This window comes from Marinobacter fonticola (assembly GCF_008122265.1).
GTDB classification, from domain to species: domain Bacteria; phylum Pseudomonadota; class Gammaproteobacteria; order Pseudomonadales; family Oleiphilaceae; genus Marinobacter_A; species Marinobacter_A fonticola.
Genome location: NZ_CP043042.1, coordinates 2044398 through 2060013 on the forward strand (window position 1 = coordinate 2044398; position 15616 = coordinate 2060013).

The 15616-nt window shown below is 56.2% G+C and carries 16 protein-coding genes; 6 read left to right on the forward strand and 10 right to left on the reverse strand.

Annotated features, from left to right (window positions below):
* Window positions 1-54: 54 nt before the first annotated feature.
* Entirely contained in the window at window positions 55-369 is a 315-nt protein-coding gene (locus FXO11_RS09050; RefSeq protein WP_148862678.1) for an SCP2 sterol-binding domain-containing protein, read from the reverse strand.
* 479 nt (window positions 370-848) lie between these two features.
* On the opposite strand from FXO11_RS09050, the gene sohB reads away from it, so the two are divergent.
* Together sohB and FXO11_RS09060 are read left to right on the forward strand one after the other, a co-directional pair.
* Window positions 849-1910, forward strand: coding sequence for a protease SohB (gene sohB / locus FXO11_RS09055; protein WP_148862679.1), 1062 nt, complete (start codon window positions 849-851; stop codon window positions 1908-1910).
* A gap of 63 nt (window positions 1911-1973) precedes the next feature.
* Window positions 1974-2963: a YhdH/YhfP family quinone oxidoreductase gene (locus FXO11_RS09060; protein WP_148862680.1), complete on the forward strand. Its 990-nt coding sequence runs from the start codon at window positions 1974-1976 to the stop codon at window positions 2961-2963.
* Between the two features lie 122 nt (window positions 2964-3085).
* On the opposite strand, the gene FXO11_RS09065 is transcribed toward FXO11_RS09060, so the two are convergent.
* Entirely contained in the window at window positions 3086-3595 is a 510-nt protein-coding gene (locus tag FXO11_RS09065) for a DUF934 domain-containing protein (RefSeq protein ID WP_148862681.1), read from the reverse strand.
* On the reverse strand, window positions 3588-5240 hold the full coding sequence (locus tag FXO11_RS09070) for a nitrite/sulfite reductase (RefSeq protein WP_148862682.1): 1653 nt from the start codon (window positions 5238-5240) through the stop codon (window positions 3588-3590). The genes FXO11_RS09065 and FXO11_RS09070 overlap by 8 nt, the downstream gene beginning before the upstream one ends.
* 458 nt (window positions 5241-5698) lie before the next feature.
* Here FXO11_RS09070 and FXO11_RS09075 point away from each other — a divergent pair, with 458 nt between their 5' ends.
* A complete protein-coding gene (locus FXO11_RS09075) occupies window positions 5699-6322 on the forward strand; it encodes a LysE family translocator (protein ID WP_148862683.1) in 624 nt (207 codons plus the stop codon).
* A gap of 36 nt (window positions 6323-6358) precedes the next feature.
* On the opposite strand, the gene FXO11_RS09080 is transcribed toward FXO11_RS09075, so the two are convergent.
* Together FXO11_RS09080 and metH are read right to left on the reverse strand one after the other, a co-directional pair.
* Window positions 6359-6601: a DUF2970 domain-containing protein gene (locus FXO11_RS09080; protein WP_148862684.1), complete on the reverse strand. Its 243-nt coding sequence runs from the start codon at window positions 6599-6601 to the stop codon at window positions 6359-6361.
* Window positions 6602-6662: 61 nt separating this feature from the next.
* Complete coding sequence (gene metH, locus FXO11_RS09085) at window positions 6663-10358, reverse strand: methionine synthase (protein ID WP_148862685.1); 3696 nt, start codon at window positions 10356-10358, stop codon at window positions 6663-6665.
* Window positions 10359-10572: 214 nt separating this feature from the next.
* On the opposite strand from metH, the gene nfuA reads away from it, so the two are divergent.
* The 3 genes from nfuA (at window position 10573) to FXO11_RS09100 (ending at window position 13130) form a co-directional block, all read left to right on the forward strand.
* Entirely contained in the window at window positions 10573-11160 is a 588-nt protein-coding gene (nfuA, locus tag FXO11_RS09090; protein ID WP_148862686.1) for a Fe-S biogenesis protein NfuA, read from the forward strand.
* A gap of 334 nt (window positions 11161-11494) precedes the next feature.
* On the forward strand, window positions 11495-12700 hold the full coding sequence (locus tag FXO11_RS09095; RefSeq protein ID WP_148862687.1) for a DUF445 domain-containing protein: 1206 nt from the start codon (window positions 11495-11497) through the stop codon (window positions 12698-12700).
* Window positions 12701-12770: 70 nt separating this feature from the next.
* Entirely contained in the window at window positions 12771-13130 is a 360-nt protein-coding gene (locus FXO11_RS09100; protein ID WP_148862688.1) for a hypothetical protein, read from the forward strand.
* Here FXO11_RS09100 and FXO11_RS09105 read toward each other — a convergent pair.
* Genes FXO11_RS09105 through tusD form a run of 5 tightly spaced genes read right to left on the reverse strand, consistent with a single transcriptional unit; the run spans window position 13098 to window position 15566 of the window.
* Window positions 13098-14162 carry a glycosyl transferase family protein gene (locus FXO11_RS09105; RefSeq protein ID WP_148862689.1) on the reverse strand — a complete coding sequence of 355 codons (1065 nt, stop codon included), beginning with the start codon at window positions 14160-14162 and terminating at the stop codon, window positions 13098-13100. The genes FXO11_RS09100 and FXO11_RS09105 overlap by 33 nt on opposite strands.
* Window positions 14163-14171: 9 nt before the next feature.
* Window positions 14172-14486 carry a TusE/DsrC/DsvC family sulfur relay protein gene (locus tag FXO11_RS09110; RefSeq protein WP_227546095.1) on the reverse strand — a complete coding sequence of 105 codons (315 nt, stop codon included), beginning with the start codon at window positions 14484-14486 and terminating at the stop codon, window positions 14172-14174.
* Window positions 14487-14497: 11 nt separating this feature from the next.
* The gene (gene tusB / locus FXO11_RS09115; RefSeq protein ID WP_148862691.1) at window positions 14498-14782 is read right to left on the reverse strand and encodes a sulfurtransferase complex subunit TusB; all 285 of its coding nucleotides are present in this window, start codon (window positions 14780-14782) and stop codon (window positions 14498-14500) included.
* Window positions 14782-15135, reverse strand: coding sequence for a sulfurtransferase complex subunit TusC (gene tusC, locus FXO11_RS09120; RefSeq protein ID WP_148862692.1), 354 nt, complete (start codon window positions 15133-15135; stop codon window positions 14782-14784). Before tusC ends, tusB begins: the two co-directional genes overlap by 1 nt.
* Before the next feature lie 17 nt (window positions 15136-15152).
* Window positions 15153-15566, reverse strand: coding sequence for a sulfurtransferase complex subunit TusD (tusD, locus tag FXO11_RS09125; RefSeq protein ID WP_148862693.1), 414 nt, complete (start codon window positions 15564-15566; stop codon window positions 15153-15155).
* Between the last annotated feature and the right edge of the window lie 50 nt (window positions 15567-15616).

Below are 15616 nucleotides of genomic sequence, written 5' to 3' on the forward strand. Positions count from 1 at the left end.
GCTGGGCGTCGACGCGAGCCGCGTTCAATATGCGGCCCGCGAAAAGCCTCGGCCTTAGCCCATATTGAACAACTCGCCCAGCTTGGTTGCCAACATCATGTCGCCTTCGGCGCGCAGCTGGCCAGCCATGAAAGCCTGCATACCGTCGGTTTCGCCGGAGACGATACCCTGAAGGGTTTCGGAATTCATGATCAGAGTCACGGACGGATCATCGTGGGCGCCTTCATTCAACTTGCAGGTGCCGTCCTTGATGACCAAATGGTAGGTTTTGTCGTCTTCGATATCGAACTGGTAAACCAGATCCATGCCTGCGGCTGCGTCTGGATTGAAGTTCTGTTCCATTTTTTCGAAAATCTGTTGTACAGACATTATTCTTTCCTTTTTCTCGTGAGCGTCTAAAAGCGTATTGCCGAGATAGTGCCGGGAGCCGGCGGCAGTCGAATTACGGCGAAACCAGATCGACTTTAGGGGTAGGTCCAAACGCTGTCAAGCTTGATCGAACGCTTGTTTGAAAGTGATCAAGCAAAAGTATCTTCCAATTGTAGCCAAGTCGAAAATCGCCTCTAACGAACTTCGGGATGAGGCCCATCGAACCGCATCAAGCCGTTGTTCAGTACCCTTTCTTCTTTAGCCCGTTTTTAAGGGAGCCTCCGAAAGCCTGAAGCGATCCAGGAGTTATTCGGGGCCTCTTTGGGCGCGTTCGGCGATGCACTTGGGGAAATTTGCCCAATGGTCCTCGTGTGTGCCTGTAGCACTCGGTTACAATCGACCGGTTTAATCGTTATGCGCCGCTTAACCGTAAACGAAAGGTTCGCGGCGAAACTCTATCAGGCAAGTGGAGAGCGGATTTGGAATTTCTCACGGATTTTGGATTGTTCCTCGCCAAAACGGTTACGTTGGTTGTGGCCTTTCTCGTCGTGGTCACCGCCGTGGTTTCCGCCGCGCAGCGTAAACACGACAGCGAGGACATGGACGGCGAGCTTCATCTCAAGCGACTGAACGAGGGCTACAAGCGGCTGAAGGAAAACATTCACCAGAAGATGCTGGGCGAGTCCGACCGTAAGGCCTGGCTCAAGGCGCGCAAGAAAGAAAAGAAAGCCGACGCCAAGGCGCACAAGAAAGCGAAGTCCGAGGGCGAGGAAGAGAAGCCTAGCCCGCGCGTTTTCGTGATCGACTTCAATGGAGATATCAAGGCGAGCGATAACGACTCGCTACGCAAATCCATCACCGCAGTACTCAGCGTCGCTGAACCGGGTCGCGATGAGATCGTCGTGCGCCTCGAGAGTGGTGGAGGTCTGGTCCACGCCTATGGTCTGGCCGCCGCTCAGCTCGATCGCATTCGCAGCAAGGGCGTAACGTTAACGGCCTGTGTGGATAAGGTGGCCGCCAGTGGGGGTTATATGATGGCGTGCGTGGCGGACCGCATCGTGGCTTCGCCATTTGCGATCCTTGGCTCTATCGGCGTCGTGGCGCAGTTACCCAACTTTCATCGACTGCTGAAGAAGAACGATGTGGACTTTGAGGTATTGACGGCGGGCGAGCACAAGCGGACCCTGACTATCTTTGGCGAAAACACCGATAAAGGCCGGCAGAAATTCCTTGAGGATCTGGAGGACACGCACGGTCTGTTCAAGGAATATGTAAGCGAACGCCGGCCCTCGGTCGACATGACGCAAGTGGCCAACGGTGATATCTGGTTTGGCCGCCGTGCCTTGGACGTTCATCTCATTGACGAGCTGAAGACATCCGATGAGTATCTGATTGAGGCATGTGATCGGGCCGAGGTTGTCACCGTCAACTTCCGACGCAAGCGTACATTGCCGGAGAAGCTTGGTCTGGCCGCCAGTACCGCGCTTGAGCAGAGTATTTGGCGTGTTCTGAGCATACTGCGCAATCGCAACATCCAATAAGGGGCTGCTTCGGCGCTCCGGCATGAGATTCTAACATCCGATAACGCGATAGAAGGATTCGAGATGACCACCTATACAGCCTGGCGAGTACATGAAAAGGACGGCGAATACGTCGGTAGCACTGAGTCGGTGGATGCTGCAGATTTGCCGGATGGCGACATTCTTATCCGCGTCACTCATTCCTCGCTGAACTACAAGGACGCGCTATCGGCGTCGGGTAATAAGGGGGTTACCCGAAACTTTCCGCACACACCGGGTATCGATGCTGGCGGCGAAGTTGTCGAGAGCAACACGGACCAATTCACGGTTGGCCAGCCGGTCATTGTCACCGGTTACGATCTCGGCATGAACACCGATGGTGGGTTCGGGGAGTATATTCGTGTGCCGGCCAATTGGGTTGTCGCCATGCCGAAGGGCTGGGATGCTCATAAAGCCATGGTATATGGCACAGCCGGACTCACGGCGGGCTTGTGCGTGAACAAGCTACTGAAAATGGGCGCCAAGCCTGAGCAGGGTCCGGTTGTCGTTACCGGGGCGAGCGGTGCGGTCGGCACGGTCGCCGTTGAAATCCTGTCCGGACTTGGCTTCGAGGTTACTGCGGTCAGTGGCAAATCAGGACAGGCCGAGCATCTTCGCCAATTAGGCGCAAAAGAGTTGCTGGGTCGCGATAGTCTCGATCCGGAAAAGAAGCCGCTGCTTAAACCAAAGTTCGCTAACGCGGTGGATACCGTGGGTGGCGGACCGTTGGCAGAGCTGTTGAAGCAGATCATGCCCGGTGGTTCAGTGGCCTGTTGTGGGCTGGTGGCCGGCATAGAGGTGCCAACGACGGTTGTTCCCTTCATTCTGCGCGGAGTCAACTTGCTGGGCGTGGATTCGGTTGAGATTCCGTTGGCCGATAAGCGCGCGATCTGGGAAAAGCTGTCGGGGGAGTGGGCGTGTACCGTTGCTGAGAATTCGGCAAAGACCATTGGCAAGCCGGATTTGGACGATGCGCTTCAGGCTTTCCTGAAAGGGGCCTCAGCCGGGAAAGTGGTGTTGGATCATTCCATTTGACCGCCTTATGCGCTATCTAGGCTAACAACGGCCGATAGCCAAAAGTTATCAAAAAGCCAAAAAAAAGACGGCCTGCGAGCCGTCTTTTTTATAGCCTGTATCCCATCTGACATTCTGAACGATCAGGATGTCTCGGCTGCACGCCGACGGAACAGCGGCTCCTTGTCATCCACCGCAGCCTGATAGGTGTTGCTGAAGAAATTCAGGCAATGCTCGGCTTGGCTGATATCCTTGTCGGGGCGCAGGGCATAGGCATCGAAGCCACAGCGCTTCATGTAGAACAGCTGATCCAGCAGGACGTCGCCAACGGCACGCAGTTCGCCCTTGTAGCCATAACGCTCGCGCAGTAAGCGCCCGATGCTGTAGCCGCGGCCGTCGGTGAACTTGGGGAAGTTAACGGCGATCACCGGCAGGTCGTCGAGCACATCGGCGAAGGCTTCGGGCTCTTCATGGCTATCGAACCAGATGCCGATGTCGTTACGGCCGGCATACCGATCGCGATTTTCTTTCCATACCGTGGCTGGAAGCAAAGCCGGACCTTCCGGCAGCGCCAGCTCCTGACCTTCTTCCGGTGCGGATACCAACGTCCACTCATCGTCATGGACGCCGTCGTGGCGAATCAAATCAGGCATATACACGCTCCTTAAAAGGATCGATACCGATGCGTCGATAGGTGTCCAGGAAAGTTTCTTCCTCGGTCCGGTTGTCGACGAAAACATCGATGATCTTCTCGATAACCTGGGGCATGTCTTCTCTCGCGAAGGAGGGGCCCAGAATCTTACCCAGTGACGCATCCCGCTGGGACGAACCGCCCAGTGAAATCTGATAGAACTCTTGGCCTTTCTTGTCCACGCCGAGTACACCGATGTTGCCTACGTGATGGTGGCCACAGGCGTTCATACAGCCGGAAATGTTCAGGTCGATATCGCCCAAGTCGTAAACGTAATCCATATCGTCGAAACGCGTCTGGATCGCCTCGGCTACCGGAATGGACTTGGCATTGGCCAGGGCGCAGTAGTCGCCACCCGGGCAGCAGATAATATCGGTCAGCGTACCCAGATTGGCCGTAGCAAAGCCCATCGGTCGCATGGTTTGCCACAGCTCGAACAGCTGATCCTGGCGCACGTCTGCCAGTACAACATTCTGCTGGTGGGTGACGCGCAGTTCACCGAAGCTGTACTGCTCGGTTAGATCGGCGAGCTGCTCAAGCTGACGATCACTAACGTCGCCGGGCGGAACCCCGGTTTTCTTCAGGGTAAGCGTGGCGATACAGTAGCCCGGTTTCTTGTGCTTGCTGACGTTGCGCTTGACCCAGCTATCGAAAGCTTTGCTCTCAGCGCGTTGAGTCTGAAGACCATCCGGATTGTCATCAAGCGACTGGTAATCCGGCTCGGTGAAGAAACGCTTCACGTTATCGACGGCTTCGCGGGTAAGGCGCGTCGGAGAGTCTTTGATATGCGCCCACTCAGCTTCGACCTTTTCGGCGAAGACATCCGGGGTCATCGCTTTGACCAGAATCTTGATTCGCGCCTTAAATTTGTTGTCGCGGCGACCGTACCGGTTATACACCCTCAGAATCGCTTCCAGGTAGGTCAGCAGGTCCAGCTCCGGTAAAAATTCGCGGATTACCGGGCCAACGACCGGCGTGCGGCCCAGCCCACCGCCAACGTAGACGCGGAAACCGAACTCGCCCGCCTCGTTGTTCACCAATTCCAGGCCGATATCGTGAACCTGCACCGCGGCGCGGTCAGTGCCTTCCGATGCGTTGACCGCGATCTTGAACTTCCGCGGCAGGAACGCGAATTCCGGGTGATAGGTCGACCATTGACGGATCAGTTCGCAGTAAGGGCGTGGATCAGTGAGCTCTTCTGTCTGGACGCCGGCGAACTGGTCGGTTGTGGTATTACGAATGCAGTTGCCGCTGGTTTGGTTGGCGTGCATTTCGACTTCAGCCAGTTCGGCCAAAATGTCAGGCACGTCCGCAACAGCCGGCCAGTTAAACTGAACGTTTTGACGCGTGGTGAAGTGCGCATAGCCCTTGTCGTAGTCGCGGCTTATGCGGGCCAGGCGGCGGAGCTGGTTTGCGCGTAGCATGCCATAGGGAATGGCGATGCGAAGCATAGGCGCAAGGCGCTGCACATAAAGGCCGTTCTGCAAACGCAACGGCAAGAACTCGTCTTCGGCGAGTTCACCGGCGAGGGCACGATCCGTCTGATGCCGGAACTGCGCCACGCGCTCATTCAGGATCTGGCGATCGTATTCGTCGTAAACGTACATAAACCTGTTCCTGGGGACACTAATCCAATTTGGCGGTTAAGATATCAGCTTTGCCTTATGCACAAAATGATTATTTCTAAATATGCTAATAGCGTATTGGACTTAAAACATGGTGGAAGAGAAGCCTTTTCAAACATAGGCTTATATAAGTTTGTTGACCTGACAGAAGCCCGCTACTTCGGGATGAATGAGACGGTGAACGGACTCTGGGCTAAACGCCCCCAACCATGAGTTCCATGATAACAAAAAGTATTGGTGCGAGGAGTGTGAGCATGAGCAAAAAGTCTACCTACACCGACAGCCAAGTCGACGCCGTTGCTGCCGTTGTGCTGATCTTTCTGGCCGTAGGCGCCGCTGTTTTTTGGGTGAGTGGCCTTTAGCAAACCTACGTTAGCGTCATTGTAGCTTCGAGATCTCGGACTACCCCAACACTATCGGTCATCGGACATGGATGAGTTATGACTATTGAAACATGGATGGCCTTTATATCTGTCGTTTTCATATTTGCCATTATTCCTGGGCCCACAGTTATCTTAGTGGTCGGGCAGGCGATCAGTCACGGCAAAGCATCGGTAGCCCCATTGGTTACGGGGGTCCTACTTGGTGACTTGGTCGCGATGACGTTATCCCTCATAGGTTTAGGGGCGGTATTAGCGACTTCGGCGACATTATTCCTGGCGCTCAAGTGGCTTGGCGTCGGGTATTTATTTTATTTGGGTGTGAAGGCTTGGCGCGAGGAACCTAGGCCTAATTCGCCGTTGTTAGAGGAAACCTATACCTCCAAAGTCGGCATGTTCAAGTCCTCGTTTCTCGTGACGGCATTAAATCCCAAAGACATCATCTTTTTCGTGGCTTTTCTACCCCAGTTTGTCAGCACGGAATCGTCGGTCGTTCCTCAACTACTGATATTGATGACCACATTCCTGGGCGTGGTGTCGCTCACGATTACATCGTTTGCGGTTTTTGCGGGCTCCATCAGGCATAAGATTCAGAGTATTCAGGCACGGAAGAGGCTGAATAAGTTGGGAGGGGGAGCCTTAGTCGGCGCAGCTGCTTTCGCGTCAACGATGCAGCGTAGCTAATGCCGTGCTCGAATGGAGTCGCGTATAACGTCGGGTTCAGGAATGGGAGCTGATAACCCATTGAACGACTAGCGCCACGATCACGACGAATCCCAGCACAAAAACAATCCCGGCAACGATATAGGTCGCCGGGCTTCCGCTGCTGAAATCTTCCTCCCGGCGCCGGTTGGATTGAACGCCAAAGGCGCCAGCCAAGATGCTTTGTACGATCTTGAAGAAACCCGGCCGTTTGGCGCGTTCCGTTGGTTCTGACGGTTTGTGACGCTCCGGTTCGCTCATGCTTCGCCTCGATATATTTCCGGCGCCAGGCTCCCTAGCTGCCTTGGCAATCCTGCCAAGACTACTCGGCCGGATCGTAAGCCAGACTCGGGGCCAGCCAGCGCTCTGCTTCCGCTTTGGTTATACCTTTACGTCTAGCGTAGTCCTCTACCTGGTCACGTCCAATTTTACCTACGGAAAAATACTTGGCGTCCGGGTGGGCAAAATACCAGCCGGAAACAGCCGCCGCCGGAAACATCGCAAAGTGCTCGGTGAGATGCATGTCCGCGTTCGCCGGCGCGTCCAGCAACTCGAACAGCGCTTCTTTCTCGGTATGGTCCGGACAGGCTGGATAGCCCGGCGCAGGACGAATGCCGCGATAGCGCTCCTTGATAAGTGCCACGTTATCGAGGGTTTCGTCGGGATCGTACCCCCAGAACTCCTTGCGTACCCGCTCGTGCATGCGTTCAGCTAAAGCTTCTGCAAAGCGATCCGCCAACGCCTTAACCATGATGGCGTTGTAGTCGTCGTTGTTGTTCTTGAATTCATTAGAAAATTCTTCGGCACCGATACCGGCCGTTACCGCAAAGCCTCCCACGTAGTCGCAATCGCCGTTCTCGTCGACCAGATAGTCGGAGAGGGCGAGCATCGGCTTGCCCGGAGATTTTTCGTCCTGCTGACGCAGGTGGTGCAGGGTGGTTAGCACCTCGGTACGGCTTTCGTCTGTGAATACGAGGATGTCGTCGCCCTTGCGATTGGCTGGCCAAAAGCCAATGACGGCTTTGGCTGTGAGGCGCTTTTCCTCAAGGATACGTTTGAGGATGGCTTGGCCGTCCTCGAACAGTGAGCGTGCGGCTTCGCCACGTTTGGGGTCGTCAAAAATCGCCGGGTACTTGCCGGACATATCCCAGGAAATAAAGAAGGGCGTCCAGTCGATGTAGTCGACCAGTTCACTCAGATCATAGTCTTCGAACGTGCGCAGTCCGGTGAAAGTCGGGCGGATAGGTCGGTAATCGTCGAAGTTTATTCCGGTATCCCGGTTTCGCGCCTCGGACAGGTCGACCAGCTTGGTACGCTCGCCTCTGTTTTTGCGACGTTCCCGAATGGTGTCGTATTCGTCACGGGTCTTACTGACCAGCTTCTCTTTTGCCGTCTTGCTCAGCAATTGAGATGCGATGTTGACGCAACGGGACGCATCGGAAACGTAGAGCGCCAGGTCGTTTTTGTACTGGGGCTCGATCTTCACTGCCGTGTGTGCCTTGGAGGTTGTGGCACCGCCGATCATCAAAGGAACCTGGAAATCGAGACGCTGCATTTCACGGGCGACATGCACCATCTCGTCGAGAGACGGGGTAATCAGCCCGCTCAGACCGATGATATCCACGTTCTCTTTCCTGGCGGTGTCGAGAATCTTCTCGCAGGGCACCATGACGCCGAGGTCGATGACCTCGTAATTGTTGCACTGCAGCACTACGCCAACGATGTTTTTGCCGATGTCGTGGACATCGCCTTTCACCGTCGCCATGAGGATTTTGCCTTTGGCTTGCTGGCCCTCACTCTTTTCCGCTTCGATAAACGGAATCAGGTGCGCCACGGCCTGCTTCATGACTCGGGCGCTCTTGACCACCTGGGGCAGGAACATCTTGCCGTCACCGAACAGGTCACCAACGACGTTCATGCCGTCCATTAATGGGCCTTCGATGACCTCGATGGGGTGTTCGGCGTTCTGGCGACAGGCCTCGGTGTCTTCAATAATGTAGGTTGTGACGCCCTTGACCAGGGCGTGTTGCAGGCGCTTTTCCACCGGCCATTCGCGCCAGGCAAGGTCTTCCTCGCGAGATTTACCGACCTCGCCACGATAGCGCTCAGCCGCTTCGAGTAAGCGATCGGTGCCGTCATCGCGGCGATTTAGAACGACGTCGGTGACCAGTTCGCGCAGCTCCGCATCGATTTCGTCGTAGACCACCAATTGGCCGGGATTGACGATCCCCATATTCATGCCGGCTTTTACGGCGTGATAGAGAAAGACCGAGTGGATGGCTTCGCGGACCACGTCATTGCCGCGGAAGGAGAAGGAGACGTTGCTCACGCCACCGGAAATCGATGCGTGGGGTAGGTTCTCGCGAATCCAGCGGGTGGCGTTGATGAAATCGACCGCGTAGTTGTTGTGTTCCTCGATACCGGTGGCGATGGCAAAAATATTGGGATCGAAGATGATATCCGCCGGGTTAAAGCCGATGCCCACCAGCGTGTCATAGGAGCGCTTACAGATCTGGGTCTTACGCTCGAACGTGTCCGCCTGGCCTTGCTCATCGAAGGCCATAACGACAACCGCGGCGCCATAGCGCATGCAGCTGCGGGCGCGGGACAGGAATTCCTCTTCGCCTTCCTTGAGGCTGATGGAGTTCACCACCGCCTTGCCCTGGATACAGCGCAGGCCGGCTTCGATGACTTCCCACTTGGAGGAGTCGATCATAATCGGAACACGGGCGATATCCGGCTCGGAGCCCACGAGGTTGAGGAATTTCACCATCACCTCGCGGGATTCCAGCATCCCTTCGTCCATGTTGATATCGATAATTTGGGCGCCGTTCTCCACCTGATCCCGGGCGACACTCAGGGCCTCTTCGTACTGCTCTTCCTTGATCAGGCGCAGGAAGCGTTTGGAGCCGGTAACGTTGGTACGCTCGCCCACGTTGATGAACAGGGACGTCGCGTCACCGGTAAACGGTTCCAGGCCGGACAAGCGCAAGGCGGGCTCGATATCGGGAAGCTGACGCGGCGGATACTTGCTGACGGCGTTGGCCACTGCTTCAATGTGATCGGGGCGTGAACCGCAGCAGCCGCCGATAATATTGAGGAAACCATCTTTCGCGAAGCCCTCGATGATCTCGGCCATTTCCTCCGGCGTCTGGTCGTATTCGCCAAACTCATTGGGAAGGCCGGCGTTCGGGTGTGCACTGACATAGGCTTCGGCGCGATTGGAGAGATCTTCCACATAGGGGCGCAGCGCATCGGCGCCCAGGGCGCAGTTAAGGCCAACCGAGAGCGGTTTGGCGTGGGCAACGGAATTCCAGAAGGCTTCGGTCGTCTGGCCAGAGAGCGTGCGGCCCGAGGCATCGGTGATTGTCCCGGAAATCATGATCGGCAAGGCAAAACCGGCATCTTCGAAATACTGCTGGGTGGCGTAGATGGCGGCCTTGGCATTCAGCGTGTCGAAGATGGTTTCAATCAGGATCAGGTCGGAGCCGCCATCGGCCAGACCTTTGACGGCTTCGTAGTAGTTCTCGTAGAGGGTCTGGAAGTCAATGTTGCGATAGCCGGGATTGTTGACGTCCGGCGAAATGGAAGCCGTACGCGAGGTCGGTCCAACGGCGCCGGCCACGAACCGGGGCTTGTCCGGGTTGCGCCGGGAGAATTCGTCGGCAATCTGCCGCGCCAGGCGTGCGCCTTCCAGGTTCAACTCGTAGGCCAGCGAGTCCATCCCGTAGTCGCTCTGGGATAGCTGGGTGGAATTGAAGGTATTGGTCTCGATGATATCTGCGCCGGCATCCAGGTAATCCGCGTGGATGTTGCGGAGAAGGGCGGGCTGAGTCAGGTTCAGCAGGTCGTTGTTGCCTTGAACATCACGGTCGTAATCCTTGAATCGATCGCCGCGGAAGGCCTCTTCGTCCAGTTTGAGGTTCTGGATCATGGTGCCCATACCGCCATCGAGGATAATAATGCGCTGCTTTAGGGCTTCGTGCAGTTGGTGCAGACGGGTCTGGCGATCGTTCATAAGGACTTATCCGGGTTGCATTGATCTCATCGGGGCGCGGAATCATAGCAAAAATGCGCCTTTGCGTCGTCCGCGTGCTTGTAATTAGCGTGATCGATGTCATATCCATGGGCCGGACCGAGGAGGGTGATAAAAGACCGAGTAAAATACTAGGTCTTTAATGTTGCTCCGACGTGGCTTAAAATAGGCTCAAATTCTCAATTAGGTTAGAGAAATGGCATTGGTTACGGTTACTGATTCCGCACGCGACTATCTTGCGCAACTGATTGAAAAGCAGGACGTGGAAGGCATGGGCGTCCGCATCTTTGTGACCCAGCCAGGGACGAAGCATGCAGAGACGTGTCTGGCCTATTGTCCGCCCAATGAAATTGTGCCGACCGATGAGAAAGTCGATCTGGAGAGGTTCACGCTTTATCTGGATCACACCTCCGTACCCTTTTTGGAAGAGGCGTACGTCGATTACTCGACCGATCGCATGGGTGGCCAGTTAACGATAAAGGCCCCCAACGCCAAGGTGCCGAACATTGACGAGAATGCGCCCCTGCCGGATCGCATCAATTATATTCTGGCTTCGGAAATCAACCCGGGCCTTGCGGCGCACGGGGGTGAGGTGTCACTGGTCGAGGTGGCTGAAGAATCCGTCGCCGTACTTCGCTTCGGTGGTGGCTGCCAGGGCTGCAGTGCCGTGAGTCTCACGCTAAAACAAGGTGTAGAGAGCACGTTGACCGAGCGCATCCCCGAATTGACGGGCGTGCGTGACGTGACCGACCACACCTATACGGAGAATGCTTACTACCAGTAATCGGGTGTAAATCCTTCCTATCCGGCCCGCCACGACCGCATCGGCGAAGTGGCGGGCCCGCTCCACGTTTCCTTTAATTAAGTCCAGAGGACTATAGACATCCAGTCCAGAGGACTACAGGTATCAAGGTCAGAGGACTACAGGTATCAAGGTCAGAGGACTACAGGTATCAAGGCCAGAGGACATTACAGGCGATTTCGCCTCGGCTGGACGGCCAATGTCGTATGGTCTTAGCTCCAGCATTATGCGATCCATAATAAAGTGGCGGGGAAGACTTCCCGGCCAATGATGTATTGTTATGGCTCGGCATGCCGAATTTCTGACTGGGGTATCAATGTTCAGCGACACAGCGCTGTGGTCCATTCCGCTGATGGCGGCCTTCGTGGGTTGGTTTACCAACTGGCTGGCGATCCAGATGTCTTTCTACCCGGTACATTTTATCGGCGTCGGCTCATGGTTGGGCTGGCAAGGTGTTATCCCCCGCAAATCCGAGAAAATGGCGCATATCTGCATCGATCGCACGCTGAAGCAGTTTGGCGACCTCAGCTTGGTGTATGAGAAGCTCGACCCCGAACGCATCGTTCATCAGGTTGTTTCCCAGGTGACGCCCCGGCTGGATGAATACATCGACGAGATCATGTACGACGTTCAGCCCGTGCTCTGGGACAATATGCCCAATTTCCTGCGTAACCGTATCTACCACTGGGCTCGGGAACAATTGCCCCGCCGGATCGAGTCGCTGGTGGAGGATTTCGGAGACGATCTCAGCGAAATAGTTGATCTCAAGGCGCTGCTTAGTCGTGAGCTCAATGATCATCCTGACCTGATGAACCGGATATTCCAGCAAGCCGGGTCGGTGGAGCTGCGCTCAGTGATTAACAAGGGCGCTATCATCGGCGGGCTGCTTGGCGCGGCAATTCTGCCCGTATGGCTCAGCTTTCCATACCCCTGGCTACTGCCGGTAACCGGCTTTTTTGTCGGGTTCCTCACCAACTGGATAGCCATCAACCTGATTTTTCGTCCGCTCAATCCACGGCGCATCCTGGGCTGGAATGTTCAGGGTCTTTTCCTGCGTCGCCAGGCCGAGATCAGTGAAGTTTGGAGCAAGCTGGTTGCCGAGGAGTTGCTGACGGTGGGTAAAGTGGCGGATGCCATGATCCACGGGGAAGAGGGTGCTCGCACCCGGGCTATCATCCAGAAACATCTTCGGCCCTTGCTGGATCAATCTATCCTGATGAAGTTGGGCGCCCAGGTTAGTGTCGGGATGAGCGGCTATACGGAAATCAAGAAAGCCATGAACGAGAAAGCGGTTCTCGCGACCGGGCATGTCTTCTGTGACCCGGATTTCAACCGGGAGCGAGCGCCGATTGTCGCCGGTGTTCTAGCTCAGCAGATGAAGGCCTTGGCGCCAGCAGAGTTCCAAGACATCCTACGGCCGGCGTTTAAAGAAGAGGAGCTGCATCTCATGGTGGTGGGCGGCCTGTTTGGCGCTGTCGCCGGTGCCGCTCAATTAGGTTTCCTTTACTACTGGCCGCTGTAACACTCATTAGCGGCAGTCCTTCGGCAGGCAAGGGCTGTTAACAGAAAACGACTTCAAACAGGGAGTTCCCATGGCATTCTGGCAGGAACTGCTGCTTCAGCTAATGGCGACCGCCGTGACCGTGCTGGTTGTGCTGGCGATTTTTCACCGCTGGATCATCAAGCCTTATATCGATGCAAAGGTGGAGGCGCTGAACAGAACCAGCGAACAGGTTGAGGAGCGCGTGATACGGGGCGTACGCGAGGGCGTCAGACAAAGCATTGTCGACCTTCCCGAGAGTACGCTAAAAGAATCCACTCGCACCTTTCTGCGTTTCGGCACCGATCTGATGGAAAACGGCCTAAGCAGCTTTCTCGGAACGTACGACGATCCTCACCGTCGCCACACGAGCAATGATTCAGGCGCTGGGCCGCGTGACCGGGGCCGCTGATCCGAAGCGCGTACGGTCTCTCTGTTGCCAGAGTGTAGCGGCCATTTTCAGGGCATCTTCCTGACTGGCTGCCCGGCCCGCCTCGTGAAGTGCAAAGGCGGCCGTGGAAATCACCGCGGCCTCGCCGTATTCGTCCGCCCGCTCGCCGTGCCAAACGGCTAGCATATCCTTGGTATCGATCTGCTCGGGCTTCACATGGCGCTGGGGGAAGAGGGCGCTCCAGCTCTCTTCCTCGGTGACGAATCCTGCAGTATCCCGCCGGGACCGAAAGACCTTCATGGCGTTATCCGGGTTGCGTTCGATCTCGCCACCTTCTCCGCGAATCACGGCCACCCGCTCGTACTGCAGCAGTTCACCGGCGCCCTGATGAAGGCCGGCATACGGTGGATGGAAAATGCCTTGGAGCACCACCGGAGCCGATAAGGGATTTATAAGGCGCGACAATGAATGGACAGGCGAGCGCAGGCCTAAGATGGGGCGCAGCTCAATCATTTGGGCCAAGCGTGGGGCGATATCCCGCAGGTGCATGTACGCGAGGTTGGATGTATCCAACTGCTTGGCGGCCATCTCCCAATCTTGGGCTACCGGCAGACCGAAAGCGTCCATCACCGATGTCAGATAAATCCGTTCCGGCGTATGTCCCTCAGCGCCATGGATGAAAACGCGCAAACCGGCATCGGCTAGCAGCAACAAGGAGAAGAAAAACCAGGGCGCATGGCGGCGTTTGCCGGCGTAGGACGACCAGTCGACATCGATGGCCAGGTCCGCGGGTGCTTGGGCTTGATCGCGAACGGCATCGACAAAGCCCGCTAATTCTTCGGCCGACTCTTCCTTGACGCGCATGAGCATCAAAAAAGCGCCCAGCTGTACGTCTTCAACGTCGCCAGCCAGGATCATACCCATGGCGTGGCGGGCTTCTTCTCGGTTGAGCGACCGCGAACCCCGCTTGCCGCGCCCGAGAATGCGCACATAGGGCGCAAATGGATGTTCGCCGGGCTTGGTTTCCGGCAAGGCTGACGTTTTGCCTGACATAGTAGGGACCTAGAGACAGTTGGTCGGGCGCGGAAGACCGGCAATGCGGCACGCGACTTTCACGGCGCTGGTTCCCGGGAAGAGCTGCATCAAATAAATGCTATTGCCTTTTTCGTCGCCAAATTCTTGCTTAACAGCCTTAACGAAGAAGCGGGCGGCTGGCGGTGCCATCTCATGCTCGGCATAGAAATCCCGCAGCATATGGATGACTTCCCAATGGGCTTCGGTCAGCGCGATATCCGACTCGGAGGCGATCTGCTCGGCAACCGCCGGCGACCAGAGCATGGGGTCCTTCAGGAACCCCTCATTGTTACGGGAGGGCATGACCGACGGCATTACCAGCACACTACCTTTTCAGATTCTGTGGTCAAGGTGACAAACTCGGGATAGTTGACGCAGGCCCACCCGTTTTCTACGGCAAAATCCTTTAATCCACGGGCTTCAAGATCTTCCGTCAGAACATACGTTTCGATGTCCGTGGGCCAGCCAACAGCATTATCGGCTATGGCAACGACGGCATTTTCAATCAGCAAGAGGGCGTCGCCGCTGGTGAGATCCGCAAGACATGCCTCGGATCGTGGCTCGCCGGGTGCTTTGTTCAATATGTGCAAGCAGCGCATTATAGGCGCACCACGTCAGTGAATTGATTCTCGACCTCTCGAATCGAACCTATCGTGCTGATCTCAAGCGACGGCTCGCTCTGGGCCAGTTTGAAACGGTCGAGACTTGCCTGGTCGGCGTAAAGGGCCTCGATGCCGAAAAGCGACGCGGCAGAGAGATTGCGCGAGACGGTTTTCTGCTCGATAGCTGCCGGTTGCTGCTGGTCTCTTAGCCATTGCACGCCTGCACCGGTAAAGAGCAAAGCGACCGGCTGATCGAAAGCGGCTGCGGAGAAGGCCATGTCGAGGGCTTCGCGACCGCTCCAGTCACCGTAAGGCGCACGGTCGATGACGAATAGATATCGGCGCGTCATATCGGTGGCTCCCAATATCAGTGACTCCCATTGAAATATAGCGTTCGTGAGCTGGATTGGCTGGATTCAAGCCACTCTCCAAGGCCAGCAATGTTGTAGGGCTCAGAGACATTGAATGCTTCGCGCTCATAGCGCTTGGCTTCGGTCGCGTCGAGTAAACCGCGTCGCAACGCAGAAGCCACGCAGCAGGTGGCGGAGATCTGCCTGCTGCTCAGGAATTCGCGCCATTGGGCCGGCCAGTCAGCCTCGTCGCTGGGCGGGCAGGCGAGATTCGAGGCCAGATGCACGCCATCCCCATAGAGAAATACATGGTGGATCCGATGGCCGGCGTCCAGCGCCGCCTTGGCAAAATGAAGTGCGGTCTGCGGCGCCTGACTTGCGTACGGCGCACCGGTAATCACCAGTGTGAACGACTGGGCAGGTTTTTTCATGTCGGTCAGAATACTGTTGCTACGGGGATTAAAAAACCCCGGACATGCCG